Annotated in this window: 16 protein-coding genes; 11 read left to right on the forward strand and 5 right to left on the reverse strand. The window is 57.7% G+C overall.

Going from position 1 to position 17,280, the window contains the following annotated elements; genetic code table 11:
- The first annotated feature begins 137 nt into the window (after positions 1-137).
- From FTW19_RS19700 to FTW19_RS19730, 7 genes are all read left to right on the forward strand, one after another.
- On the forward strand, positions 138-866 hold the full coding sequence (locus FTW19_RS19700; protein ID WP_147649276.1) for a hypothetical protein: 729 nt from the start codon (positions 138-140) through the stop codon (positions 864-866).
- A 125-nt stretch (positions 867-991) separates the two neighbouring features.
- The gene (cyoE, locus tag FTW19_RS19705; RefSeq protein WP_348641832.1) at positions 992-1,948 is read left to right on the forward strand and encodes a heme o synthase; all 957 of its coding nucleotides are present in this window, start codon (positions 992-994) and stop codon (positions 1,946-1,948) included.
- Positions 1,948-2,511: a DUF420 domain-containing protein gene (locus FTW19_RS19710; protein ID WP_147649277.1), complete on the forward strand. Its 564-nt coding sequence runs from the start codon at positions 1,948-1,950 to the stop codon at positions 2,509-2,511. The genes cyoE and FTW19_RS19710 overlap by 1 nt, the downstream gene beginning before the upstream one ends.
- 37 nt (positions 2,512-2,548) lie before the next feature.
- Complete coding sequence (locus FTW19_RS19715; RefSeq protein WP_147649278.1) at positions 2,549-2,773, forward strand: hypothetical protein; 225 nt, start codon at positions 2,549-2,551, stop codon at positions 2,771-2,773.
- Positions 2,774-2,842: 69 nt separating this feature from the next.
- The gene (locus tag FTW19_RS19720) at positions 2,843-3,307 is read left to right on the forward strand and encodes a single-stranded DNA-binding protein (protein ID WP_147649279.1); all 465 of its coding nucleotides are present in this window, start codon (positions 2,843-2,845) and stop codon (positions 3,305-3,307) included.
- An 87-nt stretch (positions 3,308-3,394) separates the two neighbouring features.
- On the forward strand, positions 3,395-3,724 hold the full coding sequence (gene cyaY, locus FTW19_RS19725) for an iron donor protein CyaY (RefSeq protein WP_147649280.1): 330 nt from the start codon (positions 3,395-3,397) through the stop codon (positions 3,722-3,724).
- A gap of 45 nt (positions 3,725-3,769) precedes the next feature.
- On the forward strand, positions 3,770-4,540 hold the full coding sequence (locus FTW19_RS19730; protein WP_147649281.1) for a glycosyltransferase family 2 protein: 771 nt from the start codon (positions 3,770-3,772) through the stop codon (positions 4,538-4,540).
- A 95-nt stretch (positions 4,541-4,635) separates the two neighbouring features.
- Here FTW19_RS19730 and FTW19_RS19735 read toward each other — a convergent pair whose 3' ends face one another.
- Both FTW19_RS19735 and FTW19_RS19740 read right to left on the reverse strand, forming a co-directional pair.
- Positions 4,636-5,379, reverse strand: coding sequence for an SDR family oxidoreductase (locus FTW19_RS19735; RefSeq protein WP_147649282.1), 744 nt, complete (start codon positions 5,377-5,379; stop codon positions 4,636-4,638).
- 110 nt (positions 5,380-5,489) lie between these two features.
- Positions 5,490-6,107: a LysE family translocator gene (locus tag FTW19_RS19740; RefSeq protein ID WP_147649283.1), complete on the reverse strand. Its 618-nt coding sequence runs from the start codon at positions 6,105-6,107 to the stop codon at positions 5,490-5,492.
- A 311-nt stretch (positions 6,108-6,418) separates the two neighbouring features.
- On the opposite strand from FTW19_RS19740, the gene FTW19_RS19745 reads away from it, so the two are divergent.
- Positions 6,419-7,747: an IS4 family transposase gene (locus FTW19_RS19745; protein ID WP_147649284.1), complete on the forward strand. Its 1,329-nt coding sequence runs from the start codon at positions 6,419-6,421 to the stop codon at positions 7,745-7,747.
- 132 nt (positions 7,748-7,879) lie between these two features.
- Here FTW19_RS19745 and FTW19_RS19750 read toward each other — a convergent pair whose 3' ends face one another.
- The 3 genes from FTW19_RS19750 to msrP all read right to left on the reverse strand — a co-directional run bounded on the left by FTW19_RS19750 (position 7,880) and on the right by msrP (position 13,014).
- Positions 7,880-9,175, reverse strand: a complete 1,296-nt coding sequence (locus FTW19_RS19750) for a PQQ-dependent sugar dehydrogenase (protein WP_147649285.1) — start codon at positions 9,173-9,175, stop codon at positions 7,880-7,882.
- Positions 9,176-9,362: 187 nt separating this feature from the next.
- The gene (locus tag FTW19_RS19755) at positions 9,363-11,594 is read right to left on the reverse strand and encodes a TonB-dependent receptor plug domain-containing protein (protein ID WP_187143066.1); all 2,232 of its coding nucleotides are present in this window, start codon (positions 11,592-11,594) and stop codon (positions 9,363-9,365) included.
- Positions 11,595-12,072: 478 nt separating this feature from the next.
- Positions 12,073-13,014: a protein-methionine-sulfoxide reductase catalytic subunit MsrP gene (gene msrP, locus FTW19_RS19760; protein ID WP_147649287.1), complete on the reverse strand. Its 942-nt coding sequence runs from the start codon at positions 13,012-13,014 to the stop codon at positions 12,073-12,075.
- 115 nt (positions 13,015-13,129) lie between these two features.
- Between msrP and FTW19_RS19765 the strand changes: the two genes are divergently transcribed.
- Genes FTW19_RS19765 through FTW19_RS19775 form a run of 3 tightly spaced genes read left to right on the forward strand, consistent with a single transcriptional unit; the run spans position 13,130 to position 17,219 of the window.
- A complete protein-coding gene (locus FTW19_RS19765; protein WP_147649288.1) occupies positions 13,130-14,584 on the forward strand; it encodes an FAD-linked oxidase C-terminal domain-containing protein in 1,455 nt (484 codons plus the stop codon).
- Entirely contained in the window at positions 14,584-15,858 is a 1,275-nt protein-coding gene (locus FTW19_RS19770) for an FAD-binding oxidoreductase (protein WP_147649289.1), read from the forward strand. The genes FTW19_RS19765 and FTW19_RS19770 overlap by 1 nt, the downstream gene beginning before the upstream one ends.
- 5 nt (positions 15,859-15,863) lie before the next feature.
- Positions 15,864-17,219: a (Fe-S)-binding protein gene (locus FTW19_RS19775; protein ID WP_147649290.1), complete on the forward strand. Its 1,356-nt coding sequence runs from the start codon at positions 15,864-15,866 to the stop codon at positions 17,217-17,219.
- Positions 17,220-17,280: the final 61 nt, after the last annotated feature.

Below are 17,280 nucleotides of genomic sequence, written 5' to 3' on the forward strand. Positions count from 1 at the left end.
AAAATCCACAAAGGACGAATGCTAGAGCATTTCTCCTGTTGCTGGGTAGCCCGGAAGGGGAGTGCAGCGGCGTTTTCATTGCGGAAAACGCCCATAGATAACGAATCTCTACACGACACCTACAGGAGAAATGCTTCATGGCAACGACTGCTGTGGCTGTAAAACGGCCGGTACATCCGGACCGTATCTTCTTTCCCATGCTGTGCGGCTTGATGCTTCTCCTGGTTTGGTTCGGATTCTCAAAAACCTACTACGCCGCTGGCATGGTCCACGCCAAACTTCCCAGCCCAACCATTCACGTACACGCCATCGCGGCAACATTGTGGTTGATTACCCTGATTATCCAGATCGGCCTCGTCTCCGCCCGCAAGGTGAAACTGCACATGACGGTAGGTCTGTGGGGCTTCAGCCTGGCGGCGGGCTGGGTCGTCATCGCCATGGCTGCGGCTCTGGACGCGTTACGGCGCAACATGTCTCCTCCCGGCTCAGGTCTCGATCCGCTGACCTTCTTTATTGTTCCAGTCACAGGTGCCGGACTTTTCGCATGGTTTGCCGGATGGAGCTACCTGGCCCGCCGCACGCCCCAGGCGCACAAGCGGCTGATCATGATCGCAACCATCGCCATTCTGGATGCCGCCGTCGGCCGCTTTCCGTACACGGTATGGCCCAGCCTGACCGGTCTGAAGCAGTCACTCGTGCTTTTCGTACTGCTCGCCGCCATCATGGTCTACGACCTCATCACGCTGAAAAGAATCCATCGCGCTACCTGGATTCCGGCCCTGGCGCTCATCGTGGTGCACCTGACACGGATTCCGTTCGGACAAACTCACCTCTGGATGCGGTTCGCGGCAATGTGCCAGGGTTAGGGCGTATTTCGAGAAGCAGCTACCGCAGAATCTGTCCGAAAATCGGCTGCTACGGCAGCCGATTTTCTATATGGGCTCCCACTGAGGCCCTGTAGCAGAAATCAGCGCGGTATCCTAGAAGGAGCGTGCAATCTCCGGCAACAACTCAGGATCTGACGGGCTCCGCCGCGGCCTCACGGTTTCGCGAGTGGATGATGGACTATGCGGAGCTGTTCAAGGCCCGTGTCACCCTGCTCGTCGTCATCACCGGCGCCGCCGGCTTCTATCTGGGCTCGCTCCGCAGCGGCATCAGCCCCTTCAACATGGGCCTGCTCAACACCCTGGGCGGCATGGCCGTGGTTACTGCAGGCTCCGCGGCGTTGAACGAGGCCCTGGAGCGCCGCAGCGACGCACAGATGCGACGCACAGCGCGTCGTCCCATGGCAGCCGGCCGTATCGGTCTGCTGCATGGCCTGCTTCTGGGGTTCGCTGCCGTCTTCTTCGGGTCGATGTTCCTGGCGCATGAGACCAATCTTCTGACGGGTACCCTCACGCTCATCACCGCTGTCGGCTACGTCGGAATCTATACGCCGTTGAAACGTATGACCACGCTGGCGACCTTCATTGGAGCCTTCCCGGGCGCCCTGCCGCCGCTGATTGGCTGGACAGCCGCCCGCGGCATGATCGAGTGGCCCGGTGTCGCCCTGTTCGCTGTGCTCTTTGTCTGGCAGTTCCCGCACTTCATGGCCATCGCCTGGATGTACCGGGAAGACTATGCCAGCGCCGGCATCAAGATGACGCCCGTCGTCTCGCCCAACGGGCTGACGACCGTGGCCCAAAGCCTTTTCTACGCCGTACTCATGATTCCCGTGAGCTTGTGGACGACATGGCTGGGAGTGACCGGAATTCCCTACTCCATCGCCGCAACCATCCTGAGCCTTGGCTACCTGTGGTACACGGTGCGCTTCGCCAGGATTCTGAAAGAAACAGACCCACTGAAATCGCGAGCCTATGCACGCGATCTGCTGAAAGCGTCTGTCATCTATCTGCCGCTGTTGCTGGCGGCCATGATGCTGAACGCCCAGGGAAGGATCTTCTTCTAATGGCAACAACTCCTGCCGGAGCTCCTAGAATCCACACGCCGGCGAGCGTGATCTGGACGATTATCGCGGTCAGCGCCGCTGCCAGCGCCTTCATCTTCTGGCTTGTCTATTTCCACCAGCCGGTCGATATGGCAGGCACACAGCTTGCTTTTTTGCCGGCACTGAATGGCTTGCTGAACGGGCTCAGCGCCATCTGCATCCTGATCGGCGTGCGCTTCATCATGGCCAAGAAGGTCAAGCAACACCGCACGATGATGTTTGCGGCGTTCTTCTTTTCCACACTCTTCCTGGTCAGCTACCTGGGCAATTTTGCATTGCATGGCGAAACCAAACTGCCGATCGCGCACACTGGCGGCGTCTGGTGGACTTACCTGTTGCTTCTGATCTCGCACATTCTTACCAGCGTGGTTGCGCTGCCGATTGTGCTGATTACCTTCTTCCTGTCGCTGACAGAACGCTTTCCACAGCATCGTGCTCTGGCGAAGTACACCTACCCTCTGTGGATGTACGTCTCGGTCACTGGTGTCGTGGTTTACCTCATGCAGGCGGCGATCAGGCGCTAAGGATATTGCACCTAACGGTGATGTGCGAATTCGAGAGATGAAGAAAGACACGAAAACCCTGTTGCAGTACGGCGGCGGCATTCTGCTGGTGGGACTTCTGTCCGCGTTGCTGACGGCCACTGTCTTCGGTGGACTTACGCGGCAGGGCCCTCATACCAATACGGGCTGGCTTGGCCTGATGGTAGCCATGTGCTGCCTGCCGATGGGTTGCCTGCTCTTCCTTTTGGGGATGGCAAAGTGGCTCAAAGATTTGAGGGAATAGGATTTGAGGGAATAGTTCGATCCTAGTATCCTCGGTGCAACCGATTAGAGAGAGAAGTGGAGAAACGATATGGCGCGTGGTGTAAATAAAGTGATCCTGTTGGGCAATGTGGGTAAGGATCCCGAGATCCGCTCGACCCCCAGCGGCACGATGGTGGGAACGTTCGGCCTGGCCACAGCCGAACGCGCGAAAGATCAGACTGGCAACTGGGTTGATAAGACCGAATGGCATAACCTTGTCTGCTTCGGCCGCACCGCGGAGATCGTTCGCGACTACGTCAAGAAAGGCACACAGCTTTTCGTCGAAGGCAAGATCCAGACGCGAAGCTGGGATGACAAGGAAAGCGGACAAAAGAAGTACCGCACCGAGATCCTGGTGAATGAGCTCACGCTGCTTGGTGGCGGCGGTGGTCAGGGCGGTCAGGGTGGTGGCAACTACTCTCGCGGCAATACCGCCAGCTTTGGCTCCAGCTCGCCTGCACCGGTGGACGACTTCGCCGGGACCGGTATTACCGACGACGATATCCCTTTCTAAGCGGAATTTTCTCCGTTCCTTTCGCCGCGCCCGGCCTCTGTGCCTGGCGCGGCTTCGTCTTTGGCCGGGGATTGGTAGACTGAAACCATGCTGGACGAAGCCGCATTTCGCAGGGAGAGTGACAACGCTCTCGAGAGCCTGAAGCAGGCGTTAATTGAAGCCGAAGAAGATGGCGGCTTCGAGGTGGAAGAGAAGAATGGCGTGCTGAATGTTCTCTTTGAGGACGGCAGCGCAAAGTTCGTCTTTACCCCAAATACGCCTGTCCGCCAGATCTGGATCTCGGCTCTGTCGACCTCGTTCAAGCTGGAGTGGCACGATGGCCAGTTTGTGCTGCCAAAAACGGGCGAAGCACTGCAGCCGCTGACGCAGCGCCTGCTGCGCGAGCACCTCAGCGACGATTCCATCGTGCTTGGCTAATTTTTATTACCCAGATCGCCCGGGCGCGGTTAGTCTGAGCGTACGATGACGCTTTCTGTCGCCATCATTACCCTGAATGAAGAAGAGAACCTCCGCCGGACTCTGCCCTCGCTGCAGTTCGCCGATGAGGTCATTGTGGTGGATTCCGGATCCACCGATAAAACCGTCGAGCTGGCTCGCAGCTTCGGCGCCAAGGTCTACGAAGAACCCTGGAAGGGCTATGCCGGACAAAAGAACTCGGCGATTGCCAAGTGCACTGGGGATTGGATCCTTTCGCTCGACGCCGATGAACTGGTAAGCCCAGAACTCGCCGAGCAGTTGCATATTCTGCTGCCATCTAACCCTCCTCACGACGCTTACTATCTGCCGCGCAGGAACGTCATCTTCGGCCGCTGGATCAGGCATGGCGGCTTTTACCCGGATAGCAAGCTTCGACTTTTCCGTCGCGGCGCTGCCACCTTCGGTGCCCGCCTGGTGCACGAGACGATCACCTTTGAGGGAGAATCGGATGAGCTGGAAGGCGCACTGGTTCACTATCCCTATCCCACCATCGCCGACTTCGTGGAACACATGAACCGCTATAGCGGGCTTGGTTCGGAGATGCTCGCCCAACAGGGCGTGGTCAGCCGCGGGTATCTCACCTTCGTCTGGAACGTGGTCATCCGGCCATTGCTTCAGCTGAAATGGAACTTCTGGTTCCGCCTCGGCTTCCTCGACGGCCGCGAAGGCCTGATGCTCCACCTCTACCATGCCGCCTATGCGAGCTGGAAGTATGCGAAGGCGTGGGAGGTCGGGAAAAAGAAAGTTGCCAGTTAACAGTCTCCAGTTGCCAGTTTAAGAACGACGCCGCGGGAAGACATACACAGTGTCTTCCTGCGGCTTTTACTGGCGACTGTAAACTGGCAACTGCCTTACCAAGGCAGCGTCTGGTCCATATGGAAGTAGCCGCCTGTCGGGCCGTCTGCGGACAGTGTGGCGAGGCGTACTGAGGTTTTCGCGCCGTCAGGAATCTCCATCGGAGCGGCACTAGTGCCCATGTCGGTCTTGACCCAACCGGGATGAGCGGCGTTGACCTTGATCGGCGTATCCTTCAGCGCCGCCGCCAGATGAATGGTGTAGGAGTTCAGCGCGGCCTTTGAAGCGTTATACGCAACCATCTTGCTGCCGTAGATCGGCGAGGCCGGATCGGCGTGCAGCGTGAGTGACCCCAGAATGCTGGAGAGATTCACAATGCGCCCGGCAGGGCTCTTGCGGACGAGTGGCAGTAGTGTCTGCGTCAGCTCAATCAGGCCAAAGAAGTTGGTATCGAAGACATCGCGCAGCTGTTTCTGTGTCACGGTCGGCGCTGTGTTCGCCATCCAGTCGTCACCGCCTTCACTGACACCGGCGTTGTTGATCAGGATGTCGAGTTTGCCGAAGGTCTTATCGAGGAAGTCGTACACCTTCGGGAAATCGGAGGAGCGGGTAATCTCCAGCACAACAGGATAGGCATCGATACCGGCAGCCTTCAGCTTCTGCGCGGCGCCATCGGCCTTCTGCTGGTCGCGGGCGGCAACCACGACAGTGATTCCCTGCTCGCCGAGCTGTTTGGCGGTCTCAAAACCTATCCCTTTGTTTGCTCCGGTAATGAGCGCAACTTTCTTCGTCTCTGCCATGGCATCTCTCCTTGTAGTACCTGTTGTAGGTGCGAGAGGTTAGATCACGATAAAACCGAAAGAGATGCAAGGATCTCTCTGTAGTGAGACTACAAACTCTCTAGGCTTTTTTAGTCTCCAAACGCAACCTTCAGACCTACACCAATGAAAGTAGTCCCGGCGAGGCGATCAAGCCACACGCCTGCCTTTGGGTTCCGCTTGAGCCACGCGCCTACTGTTCCGGCAAAGATGCCGATCGTGCTGAAGACGAGGAAGGCCATCATCATGAAGATGCCGCCGAGAATCATCATCTGGATTGCCGGCGAAGGTCCATTCTTCTGCACGAACTGCGGCAGAAAGACAAGGAAGAAAAGCGTCACCTTAGGATTCAGCATGTTGCCGATCACACACTGACGGAAGACCAGCCAGAGCGACTTCTTCGGTGCATTCCCTGCTACCGAGAGCGAGCCGCTACGCCAGCTCTTAATGCCGATCCAGAACAGGTAGGCCGCGCCGGCGTACTTGATCATCTGAAACGCAACCGGTGAGGCCCGCAGGACGGCGGCCAGACCTACAGCCGCAATGGTCGTGTGGAAGATGACACCGAAAGCAAAGCCGCAGGCAGCGACAAAGCCGGCCATACGTCCCTGTGAGATGCCGCGAACAAGAACCTGAATGTTATCCGGCCCGGGCGCGATAGCCAGAATAAAGACCGCGCCAATATAGAGGGTCAGTTGGGAAGCGTGCATACCAGAACCCTACCAGTTGAACGTCTCTGCTTGCCAGCAGAATGAAACAAGGCGGGTTCAGCAGAGTCTTCCCAGAACGTATGGCCTGTTCGAACGTAGTTCGAACAGGGTGGGAGCCGTGGGCTTCAGCCCACGGTTTACAGCCCTGCACAAGAATGGGCTTCAGCCCTGGGCCTTTGCTCGGCAGAATCGAGAGACCCAGGGCTAAAGCCTAATGTCACTTACTTTGTACCTGTGAGTTGAAAAATTGTGTGCAGGAGAGGGAGATAAGAAGCAATCTGTAAGAGCTCTGGGAATCGCGTCAGGTCTGGATGGAGATCAAGGCGGAAGCAGAAAACCTACTGAAGCTGTTTGAACGGGTTGTTCCTGTTATCTCGTGGGGGGAATTTGGCGGTGGTGGCCAAATCTACACGTTGCCAGTAGTGGTGGAGATGATGTTGCTGCAGCGTCTGAGTGAACACGGGACGCAGCAGGAAGCTGTTCATGCGCTGTTGGGTGGTCGTCTGGATAGGCTGCTACCCAACAGCAAGCGCGTGCAAGGGGGACGTATTTCAGCCAACACTGGCGGCTACGCCCGGGCATGTGGGCGAATCAGCCCCGAGACGGTGGAACAGGTCTGCGATCAGACGTTGGCCGCACTGAGCGATCAGATCGAAGCGGAGGCGAAATGGGGTCGCCCGGTGCTGCTGCTGGATGGCAGCAGTGTGCGCCTGGAGCATACAGCCGATATCTTGAAGGCATTTCCAGCGGGCCGAAACCAGCACGGTCTCGGTCACTGGGGGATCATGAAGTGGGTCTGCCTGCATGATGTGCGGACAGGGATCGCACAACGTCCAGCCTGGGGACCGATGTATGGACCGGAGGCGGTGAGCGAGCAAAACCTTGCGAAGAAGGTTCTGAGCCGGGCCCCCGCCGGCAGTGTGATTATCGGGGATGGCGGCTTCGGGATCTTCGCTTTTGCGCAGGAAGTGATCGGCAGCGGGCATCAAGCTCTGTTCCGTCTGAGCAAGGCACGGGCCCTCTCCCTGGGAGGTAAATCTCTGCCGGCTCAGGGGGAGTTTTTGGTGTGCTGGAAACCCAGCGCGCAGGAACGCAAAAAATACCCAGAGCTGGCGGATGCTGAAATAAAAGGCCGCTTGATCGTGCGTTCGGCCAAGGGTTTTCGCGACAGCCTCTATCTGTTCACTACGCTGGAGCAGGAGGCCGACGAGATCGTCGCTCTGTACGGAGAACGCTGGAATCTGGAACTGGATCTCAGAACCCTGAAGGGAACTCTGCGGCTGGAGCACCTGCATGGCAAAAGCCAAGCTGCGGTAGAGAAAGAGTTGCTTATCGCCGTCGTAGCCTATGGGTTGGTCAGGGCTTTTATGGCCACCGCCGCCCGCAGGGCCGGCGTCGATCCACGAATCTTGAGCTTCACCCAGGCCTACGGCCTGATCAATGCCATGAGCCCGAAACTCTGCTCTCCAAACCCAGTCCTCAGACAACAAACCTACGACCGGCTACTCGATTACATCTCCAAAGCAAAGCTGCCTCAACGAAAGAAAAAACGTTCTTACCCCAGAGAAGTCTGGGGTAGAGGCAAATCCTTCCCCTCCAAACATCACTTCGGCCCTCTACCAAAAACAAAAAGTAAGTGACATTAGGCTAAAGCCCGTCGTTTATGTGCTCCAAATCAGCGGGCTGAAGCCCGCTGCTCCCACCACGTTTCCGCGTGGAGATGAGCAGGCTATTTGAAGACCACACCATTCATCGATACAACCTCGATACGCCTACTTCTTCCCGGTATAGCTGACCCGCCAGATAGTGCGGGAGCCATCGTCACTCACCAGCAGGGAGCCATCCTTAGCCGTGGTAACACCTACCGGCCGTCCCCAGACCTGGCCCTCGGACGTAACGAAGCCGGTCAGGAAGTCCTCGTATTCACCGGTAGTGGGCTTGCCGTTCTTCATCGGGACACGAATCACCTCGTACCCTGCACGAATCTTGCGGTTCCAGCTTCCATGCTCTGCCGCAAAGATATCTCCAGTGACGCCCTGGAACTGTCCACCGGGATAGAACATTATCTGCAGCGAAGCCATATGAGGCTGCACCAGGACGTCCGGCGTAATGACCTTCGCCTTCAGCTCCGGATGCTTGCCTTCGTGGCGTGGATCCTGATGACCGCCCATGTAAAACCAGGGCCAGCCATAGAAGCCGCCCTCTTTCACGCTGGTGATGTAGTCCGGCACCAAGTTGTTGCCGAGGTTGTCACGCTCATTGGTCGAACACCACAGCTCGCCTGTCGTGGGATTGACGGCCTCACCCACGCAGTTACGAATGCCTGCGGCATACACCTTCACGAACTTACCCTCGGGCGTGAACTCGAGCACATCGGCACGATGCTCTTCCTGGGGATGCGTATCCATGTCATCCACATTCGAGCCTGAACCCACGGAGATAAACATCCGCTTTCCGTCCTTCGAGAAGACAACATCACGTGTCCAATGACCGCTACCGGGAGCCATCGGATAGAGCTTTTCAATCAACTGCTCGCTCTTATCCGCGGCCTTTAGATCGCCATTCTTGTACGCATAGCGATAGAGCGACTTCGTCGTGGCCACGTAGACATACTGAGGATTCGGTCCCAGCGGATAGAAGGCAATTCCGAACGGACGGTCGAGTCCGCTGGCAAAGGTTTCTACCGTCACGGCTTTGCCATCAGCACCTACCCCGCGCAGCACCTTAATCGTGCCGGCGCCGGAGTCCGCCAGAAACACGTCTCCATTGGGAGCTGTACGCATCAGGCGCGGGATATCAAATCCCTGAGCGTAGATCTCCACCTTGTAGCCCGTGGGCGCCTGCGGCCAGGCATTCTGCGGACGGTCCACGAGATGCGGTCCATTCCCCACTGCCTCGGCTTCATTCGGCTCCGGCAGATCGGCGACGGTGATCTTCCAGCGCTGACCGGGTTTCTCATCGGCATAGCCGGCCCAGGCCTGCTGCCCGGTCCGAATCTGCTGGGCTACGGAAGCAGAAGTAACAAGAGCCATCGCTGACGTCAGGGCGAGCAAGGAACGGTGCTTCATTCCGGAATCCTCCGACGGGAATATTTGGAGCGACTCCATTCTCCCCCGAACGATAGATATCCGTCATCTCGCACAGATTCAGTTCATGCTTGATTATGTGTTCACATCGCAAAAATCCAGGGTTTAAAGCCCACAGCCCGCCTCCGGGTACTCTCGGAGACGGGCCATTAGCAACGTCAGGATGGTTTTAGAAGGCCCAGGTGAGCCCGAACTCGGGATAGCGATTCATCTGGGTCAGTTCGTAGGGCTGGCAATACTGGCAGTGCGGAATCATGACGTACTGGTAATAATTCTGGTTATTGAGTGCGTTATCGAGTCCGCCGTACAGCTTCATACCACGGCCCTCTTTCTGGAAATTCACTTCATAGTGAACGTCGACGCGTTGATAGTCCGTGCCACGTGCCATGTTGACACTGGTGATGTCATAGATCGGCCGCTGCTGGAGCTGCGACTGCTGCACCAGGTACGGTGTGTACGGCGTACCCGTGTGCGAGGAGTAGCGGGTTGTGAAGACCTGCTTCTTGCCCATGCGGACACCGGCAATCAGGTTAGTCCGCAGAGGCATGTCATAGTTGGTGCGACGCGAGACGCCATCCAGGGCCGTCGCGAACGAACGTCCCAGGCTCACGTTGGTGCGAACGAAGAGCTTGCGGTTGAAGCTCGAGTTGAATTCGACCTCGACGCCATTGGAGATACCCGATCCTTTGCTGACCATCGGCATATACAGGAAGGGCTGTCCGAAGGTATCCACAATGTTGGCCAGGCTGAGGGTTGGATGCTCCACCGATACCGGATACATGGAGTACACCTTGTGATATCCGCCGAGGCTCAAGCGGTCTCCACGCTCAGTCTCGTAGACCACCGTCGCCTGATACTGCACATCGGAGATCGGCTTCAGAGTGCGGTTCGATGCGATGCCAAGCACGGTGGGCAGCGGCGCCTGTTGGCTATAGTTCGCAACTCCGCCGAAGAAGCGCACGCCCTTGGCAAGCTGCACCATCACACTGGCCTGCGGCGAAACTGCTGTTGCTCCACTCAAACCGAACCGCTGCATGCGAGCGCCGAGAGTCGCCTCAAGCTTGCGGAACTTCTTCCAGGTGAACTGACCGTAGGCTGCCTGGTCCATCGGGTTTCCGTTGAACTGGATATCGCTTGCATTCACCGGAAGAGGTTCGACGTTATAGGGGCTGGGGAAACCTTTCGCCTGGTTGATCGTGTAGTCAAGCTGACGAACACCGAAGGTCGTCCCCAGAAGCATTTTGTAATTGCGCCTGTCAGAGAGCCATTCAAAGCGGCCGTTGCTGAGCCCTTCCTTCAGGTCATCGCTGTACACCGGAGCGTTGTTCTGCATAGCGTTCACCTGCGAGGTCGTGGTGTGCGATGACGCGTAGCTCACCTGGCTTGTCAGTAGCGTGCTGCCAGAGACGATGTGGTTCCACGTAGCAGCATAGATACCGCGATTCCCTGTGTACGTCGTGTTGACGTATCCCGGGTCCTCATTGTCCTGAAGATTCGGGCGCAGGGCGATCTTGTCATTACCACCGATATACAGGCCGAAGACCGTGTCTTTTCCAGTAGGATGCGTATCCACACGAGCGAGTGTTCCGGAGTAGACCGGCGCACCGCCGATACCGATGTCATCGGTAAAGTAGTTGATCACGCTGCGACGATACTGTGTGAGGAATGCGGCCTTTTTCCCAACGGGATGACTGAAGATCGCGCCCACACCGGCGTAGCCCATATCCATCTGAAGATGACGCTTCTGCGCAGCGGGCGCAGCCGTATTTACGCTGAGAACAGAAGACAGAGCTCCGGTGTATTTTGTGCTGTACAGCGCCTTGTGCAGGCTGACCGACGAGACCGCGTCTGTATCCAGCATCGAGACGAAACCGCCCGAAGAGTTGCTCGTGCTGAGGTGGTTGATGTTCGCGATCTCAACGCCGTCGACGACATACAGATTCTCGATCGGATTACCGCCGTTCACCATATAGGTGTTTCTGGAATCAGTATCGAAGGTTACGCCCGGTTCCGTCATCAGGAAGCGAGGGATGTCGTTATAGGTGCCAGGCGCTGCCTGCATCTCGGCGCTTGTTGCCTGCAATGCAATAGCGGTGTCGGCCTGCAGAATCTCGTCCGCGGATCGGCCTTCTACCGTGATGGAAGCAACCGCCGAGGGTATGACAGCGGGCGCTTTTGTCGTTGAGGATGACGCAGATGATGTGGTTGCAGCAGACGATGTGGTTGCAGCAGACGATGCGGTTGCAGCGGTTGATGCAGTTGCAGCGATCGCTGCTGCTTTGGTTTTCATCGCAAGCGACGCTGTCTCACTAAGGTGTAACGGCATTGAGTTCTTCGCGATCTCCAGCGGAGAGGGCGTCTTATGTTTCGAAGTCTGTCCAATAAAAGACAGTGGCAGCATTACAACCAGGACTGCTACAGCTTGATTTTTTAATTTATACGTAGTCATCTCGTCCTCTCCTTCAAAGAACCGGGGAGACATGCAGCAAGCAGCTATGGCTGTAACGAAGCAATCGCTATGCCACGAAAACTGCACTCTGGAGAGGCGCAGGAATCGAAATTCCTCACGCAACCGCAGGTAACGTGCAATCCTTTGCAGACTTTTCCCCCACCTGGCGACACGTCGGGCTCGAACGGAACACTCGCTAAGAGGGGGATTCTTTGCAGCATCTTCTTCCCGTCACATAACTCTTCGGCGCGGGGCAAAGAGACTTTAGAGGTGACTCGATTCGCTCAACTTTTCCCGCGATTGAGTCTCTTCATGTCGTAACAACCACAGAGACTTGCGGTGCAGCGAGCAAAAGAAAATGCGCCCTGTTACGGGCGCATTCGCGTTACATCTTCCTGATTCAGGCAATCAACCGCGAGCGGATTTACCTCTAATAATTCTTATGAAGGTCCATGCCGTTGTATAAGCCGGCGACTTCACTTCCGTAACCATTAAAAGAAAGGGTTGGGACCGTTTTGGGAAAGAGCGAAGCATCGATCTTGCGTTCGCTCGCCTGGCTCCAACGCGGATGATTGTGCTGTGGATTCACGTTGGCGTAGAAACCGTATTCGTTTGGAGCAAGATCATTCCATGATGTGTGCGGCTGCTTGTCGAGGAAGCGAATCTTCACGATCGACTTGGCGGACTTGAAGCCATACTTCCATGGAATGATGATGCGGATGGGAGCGCCCTGCTGATTCTCGAGCGTCTGCCCATACGAGCCGAAGGTGAGCAGCGTGAGCGGATGCATCGCTTCATCCATCCGCAAGCCTTCAGAATATGGCCAGTAGATTCCCGCCGAGTCCGGCAGGTCCATCTGTTTTCGATCTGCCAGCGAGATGAACTGGATGTACTTCGCGCTTGGCAGAGGATTGCAGGCCTTCACGAACTCTGAGAACGAGTAACCCACCCAGGGAATCACCATGCTCCATGCCTCAACACAGCGAAAGCGATAGACGCGATCTTCCAGCGGGCGGTAGTTCATGATGGTGTCGATGTCAAAGGTCAGCGGTTTCTGGATCTGCCCTTCTACCTGCACGGTCCACGGGCGTGGCTTCAAGCGATGCGCGTTGGCTGCAGGATCTCCCTTGTCGACTCCGTACTCGTAAAAATTGTTGTAGCTGATTGCCTTCTTCAGAGGCGTCGGCGTTTCACTGAGTGAAAACTTTCCCGGTGTCGTCTGCAGCTTGGTTGCACCCCAAAGTCCCTGTGGCGCAATCACGCCGGCACCCGCCACGGCAGCCGCTCCCGCCAGAAACCCTCGACGGCTCAGGAACTTCTCCTGCGGAGTGATCTCCGAAGATGGAATCCCGGTGGTGGTCTTAATCAACATGGCTGTCTCCTCGTCCGGTTGTCTGACGCTCTGGACGGCTTTTTTGTTACAGGTACGCCTTTGGATTGTTCGGATGTCACCAAATCCCAGCGTCGGCCAGTATGCTTAGGGTGCCATGCTTTCGGCAGAACTTCTTTCAGCGTTTCTCGAAATCGTCGGTCCGCGCGGCCTGATTACCGCACAGAACCAGCTGCAAACCTATGAATGTGACGGCCTTACTGCCTTCCGCGAAGCTCCTTCTGCGGTTTTGCTGCCGGAGACCACCGGGCAGGTACAGGCGATCCTGCGCCTCTGTACCAGGCACAAGGTTCCCTTTGTAGCCCGCGGGGCCGGCACGGGACTCTCCGGCGGTGCGCTGCCTACCCAGGGTTCCATCGTCATCGGCTTCTCCCGCATGACGAAGATTCTGAACGTCGATCTGGTCAACCACCAGATCACGGTGCAGCCTGGAGTCATCAATGCAAATGTTACGGTTGCGGTCGCAGGCGCCGGATTCTTCTACGCTCCCGATCCTTCTTCGCAGACGGTGTGCACCATCGGCGGCAACGTTGCCGAGAACGCCGGCGGAGCCCACTGCCTGAAGTACGGCTTCACCGTCACCCATGTTCTGGAGGCAACGGTCGTTCTGCCCTCCGGAGAGCTGGTGACGCTTGGCAGCAAGTCACCGGATGCTCCCGGCTATGACCTTCTCGGCGTCTTTATCGGAAGCGAGGGCACGCTGGGCATCGCCACCGAGATGACCCTGCGCATCGTACGGAAGCCGGAGGCCATCCAGGTGCTTTTGGCCGCCTTCCCCTCGATCTCAGCCGCGGCGCAAACGGTCAGTGACATCATCGCCGCCGGGCTTTTGCCTTCGGCTATGGAAATTATGGATCGGCTCGCCATCGTCGCTGCGGAAGCAGCCGTACATCCTCAGTACCCAATGTGCGATGGCCTACTGATCGTTGAGGTCGATGGTCCACTAGCCGAGGTGAAGCTGCAGGCAGAACAGGTACTGGAACTCTGCCGTAAAAATGGCGCGATCGAGACACGCCATGCCATCGACGAGGGTGATCGCCTCCTGATCTGGAAGGGGCGGAAAGCGGCCTTTGCCGCGGCCGGCCGTCTGAGCCCGAATTACATCGTGCAGGACGGTGTCATTCCCCGCACGACTCTTCCTGTCGTTCTGGAGAAGATTGCCGCCATGGCCAATGCGGAAGGGCTACGGGTGACGAATGTCTTTCACGCCGGCGATGGCAATCTGCATCCCATCGTGCTCTATCGCCGTGACAATCCTGGCGAAGAGGAGCGCGCGATCGATCTTTCCATGCGCATCCTCGACCTTTGCGTTGAGACCGGCGGCTCCATCACGGGTGAGCACGGGGTAGGCCGCGAGAAACAGTGCAGCATGAGCTATATGTATGCCCCTGCCGATCTGGCAACGATGCAGCGCGTACGCCGCGCCTTCGACCCTGACAATATCGCCAATCCGGAGAAGCTCTTTCCCACACCACGCCTCTGCGGCGAGCAGAAGCGCGGTCATTATGTTCCGCACCCGGTGGAAGCCTCGGGCATTGCGGAGGTCTTCTAATGCTGCTCCTCACCAATCTCGCTGAACATCTGGCTCCGCTCGTTGGCGCTGAATTTGTCGCAGAACGCAATGGCGTCTTCGTCGTTTCTCCAAAGGACACCCAGGAAGTCGCCGCGGTGATGGGCTTCGCCGACCAGCATGGGCTGAAGGTACGGCCTACCGGCGGCCGTACCAAACTCTCCTGGGGATCGCTTGCTGAAGTGCAGATTGAGCTGTCGCTTTTGCGCTTGAACCAGGTCGTCGATCATCCGTGGCAGGACCTCACCTGCACCGTACAAGCGGGCTGCACCTGGGAGACGCTGCAGCAGACCCTGGCACGTCACGGTCAGTTTGTCGCGCTCGATCCACTATGGCCTTCCACGGCCACGGTTGGAGGAGTCTGCGCCACTAACGACTCTGGAGCCCTGCGCCATCGCTACGGTTCCCTGCGTGACATGGTGCTGGGCATGACCATTGTGTTGGCCGATGGCACCATTGCCCGCACTGGCGGCCGCGTCGTAAAGAATGTCGCCGGGTACGATGTGCCCAAACTGATGGTCGGTTCGCTCGGCACTTTGGCCATCATCACCGAGGTGACGTTCCGGCTATACGCTCTTCCCCGGCATCAACAGGACTTCCTTGTGACCGCAGAGAGTAGCGAGAAGCTTTCTCCTCTAATGCGGGCTATCCGTGAGAGCCACCTTGCAACTCAGGCGTTGCAGCTCCATGGAAATGTTAGTTTCCTCGAAACTGTCAATGGTTCCGCGCTTTACATCGAACTCAATGCCCATCCGGAAGCGCTACAGAACGAAATGCTCGACCAGATGTGTCTCCGTGAGGGACTGACACTCGGTTTTTTGGGATCTGCCATCCCATTTAACCGGGAAGCTCTGTTCCGTCCAGACGCTGTTGTTATTAGGGGAACAATGCTCCCTCAGTACGTCGCGGCCTTTGCGGACTACGTTCAGCGTGAAGGCGGCGCTTCCGTAATTCAATCCTTCGGAGTGATGTATGCGAACTTCCCATACCAGGAGAGAAATGGCGTCCCGGTCCTTCGCGTTGTAAAGGATCTGTGGATCGATCTCCAGGCTGCTGGCGGTTCACTTACTGTTCTCCACGTGCCTGACGCACTTGCTGCCGAATATGCAGCCTGGCCAGCCCGCATGGATACTTCCTCCTCTACACCCAAAACCGGGGAAGCAGTCTTGCTTGCAAACGCAATCAAACAGCAGTTCGATCCCAATCAGACACTCAACCCGCTGGCCAATGAGTCAGCCGCGCAACCGGTCCGCTAGCCATCATGTCCCATCTGCACCAGATCGAAGCTTCTCCCAAGCCCTCGGCCTTTGACCCGCATCATCCGCCATCAAAGGAACTGCTCTCCGACTGCGTTCACTGCGGCTTCTGCCTCCCCGCATGTCCCACCTATGTACTGTGGGGCGAAGAGATGGATTCACCTCGCGGGCGCATCTACATGATGGCGAAGGCCACGCAGGGTGAAGCCGGTCTGGACCAGACCTTCCGCACGCACATCGACAACTGCCTGGGCTGCATGGCCTGTATGACCGCCTGCCCCTCCGGCGTGCAGTACAACAAGCTCATCGAGGACACGCGCTCCCAGATCGAACGTCATATCCCGCGCTCGACGGATGACTCTCTCTTCCGCAAGCTGCTCTTCGCCACCTTCCCTCATCCAGCACGGCTGCGCCTGATGGCCTATCCCATGCTGGCCTATCAGCGGCTTGGACTGCAGAAGCTGGTCCGTGCCACCGGGCTTCTGAAACTGCTTCCCAAACGCCTGCAGGCGATGGAAGCCCTGCTGCCTCGCGTGCCTGACTCGCTCTTTCGGAGCCATATCACACTCGCCAATAAGGCCAGGACGAACGACCGTCCGCGCGTTGGGCTTCTGACCGGCTGTGTACAACAGGTCTTCTTCCAGCATGTGAACGAGGCTACCGCGCGAGTGCTGGAGGCCGAGGGCTGCCAGGTCGTCGTGCCTGAAAACCAGCAGTGCTGCGGCGCACTGATGGTGCACACCGGGGTCGAAGACGAAGCCCTGCGGATGGCCAAACAGACCATCGCCCAGTTCGAGGCAGCCAATGTCGACTACATCGCCATCAACGCTGCGGGATGCGGTTCCACGATGAAGGAGTATGGCTTTCTGCTCCGCGACGACCCGCAATGGGCCGAACGCGCTGCGGCTTTCAGCGCGAAGTGCCGCGATATCTCGGAGCTGCTGAGCGTCCTCGAACCTCGCAGCCCGCGCCATCCGCTGCCCTTGCGGGTCGCTTACCAGGATGCCTGCCACCTGCGCCATGCCCAGGGTATCTATGCCGAACCACGCACCCTGCTGAAGACCATTCCCGGCCTCGATCTCCGCGAGGTGCCCGAGGCCAATCTCTGCTGCGGTTCGGCGGGTATCTATAACCTGGTTCAGCCCGAACCGGCCGCCGAGCTTGGTGACCGTAAGGTCGACAACCTGCTCTCGACCGAGGCGGAGGCGCTGATCTCCGCCAATCCCGGCTGCCTGCTACAGCTCCAGGCCGGTCTGCGCCGGCGTGGCCATGCGGAGATCCCCACCTTCCACATGGTGGAGCTGCTGGACGCCAGCATCCGCAATCTGTCCGCAGAGGAGCTGCTGCATCGCCGCTCCTGATGTGGGACTCTGATCTCTCCCCAGGGCAAGTTTCGGGTCGCCGGGAAAACGGATAAGGCTA

Source organism: Terriglobus albidus (assembly GCF_008000815.1).
GTDB classification, from domain to species: Bacteria; Acidobacteriota; Terriglobia; order Terriglobales; family Acidobacteriaceae; genus Terriglobus; species Terriglobus albidus_A.

Bases quoted from the DNA above. Each gene is read 5' to 3' on its own strand.
- FTW19_RS19745 (WP_147649284.1), top strand. From the start codon at position 6,419: ATGGAGATCAAGGCGGAAGCAGAAAACCTACTGAAGCTGTTTGAACGG.
- FTW19_RS19715 (WP_147649278.1), top strand. From the start codon at position 2,549: ATGAAGAAAGACACGAAAACCCTGTTGCAGTACGGCGGCGGCATTCTG.
- FTW19_RS19755 (WP_187143066.1), bottom strand. From the start codon at position 11,594: ATGCTGCCACTGTCTTTTATTGGACAGACTTCGAAACATAAGACGCCC.
- FTW19_RS19730 (WP_147649281.1), top strand. From the start codon at position 3,770: ATGACGCTTTCTGTCGCCATCATTACCCTGAATGAAGAAGAGAACCTC.
- FTW19_RS19735 (WP_147649282.1), bottom strand. From the start codon at position 5,379: ATGGCAGAGACGAAGAAAGTTGCGCTCATTACCGGAGCAAACAAAGGG.
- FTW19_RS19770 (WP_147649289.1), top strand. From the start codon at position 14,584: ATGCTGCTCCTCACCAATCTCGCTGAACATCTGGCTCCGCTCGTTGGC.
- FTW19_RS19750 (WP_147649285.1), bottom strand. From the start codon at position 9,175: ATGAAGCACCGTTCCTTGCTCGCCCTGACGTCAGCGATGGCTCTTGTT.
- FTW19_RS19700 (WP_147649276.1), top strand. From the start codon at position 138: ATGGCAACGACTGCTGTGGCTGTAAAACGGCCGGTACATCCGGACCGT.
- FTW19_RS19710 (WP_147649277.1), top strand. From the start codon at position 1,948: ATGGCAACAACTCCTGCCGGAGCTCCTAGAATCCACACGCCGGCGAGC.
- FTW19_RS19775 (WP_147649290.1), top strand. From the start codon at position 15,864: ATGTCCCATCTGCACCAGATCGAAGCTTCTCCCAAGCCCTCGGCCTTT.
- msrP (WP_147649287.1), bottom strand. From the start codon at position 13,014: ATGTTGATTAAGACCACCACCGGGATTCCATCTTCGGAGATCACTCCG.
- cyaY (WP_147649280.1), top strand. From the start codon at position 3,395: ATGCTGGACGAAGCCGCATTTCGCAGGGAGAGTGACAACGCTCTCGAG.
- FTW19_RS19765 (WP_147649288.1), top strand. From the start codon at position 13,130: ATGCTTTCGGCAGAACTTCTTTCAGCGTTTCTCGAAATCGTCGGTCCG.
- FTW19_RS19740 (WP_147649283.1), bottom strand. From the start codon at position 6,107: ATGCACGCTTCCCAACTGACCCTCTATATTGGCGCGGTCTTTATTCTG.
- FTW19_RS19720 (WP_147649279.1), top strand. From the start codon at position 2,843: ATGGCGCGTGGTGTAAATAAAGTGATCCTGTTGGGCAATGTGGGTAAG.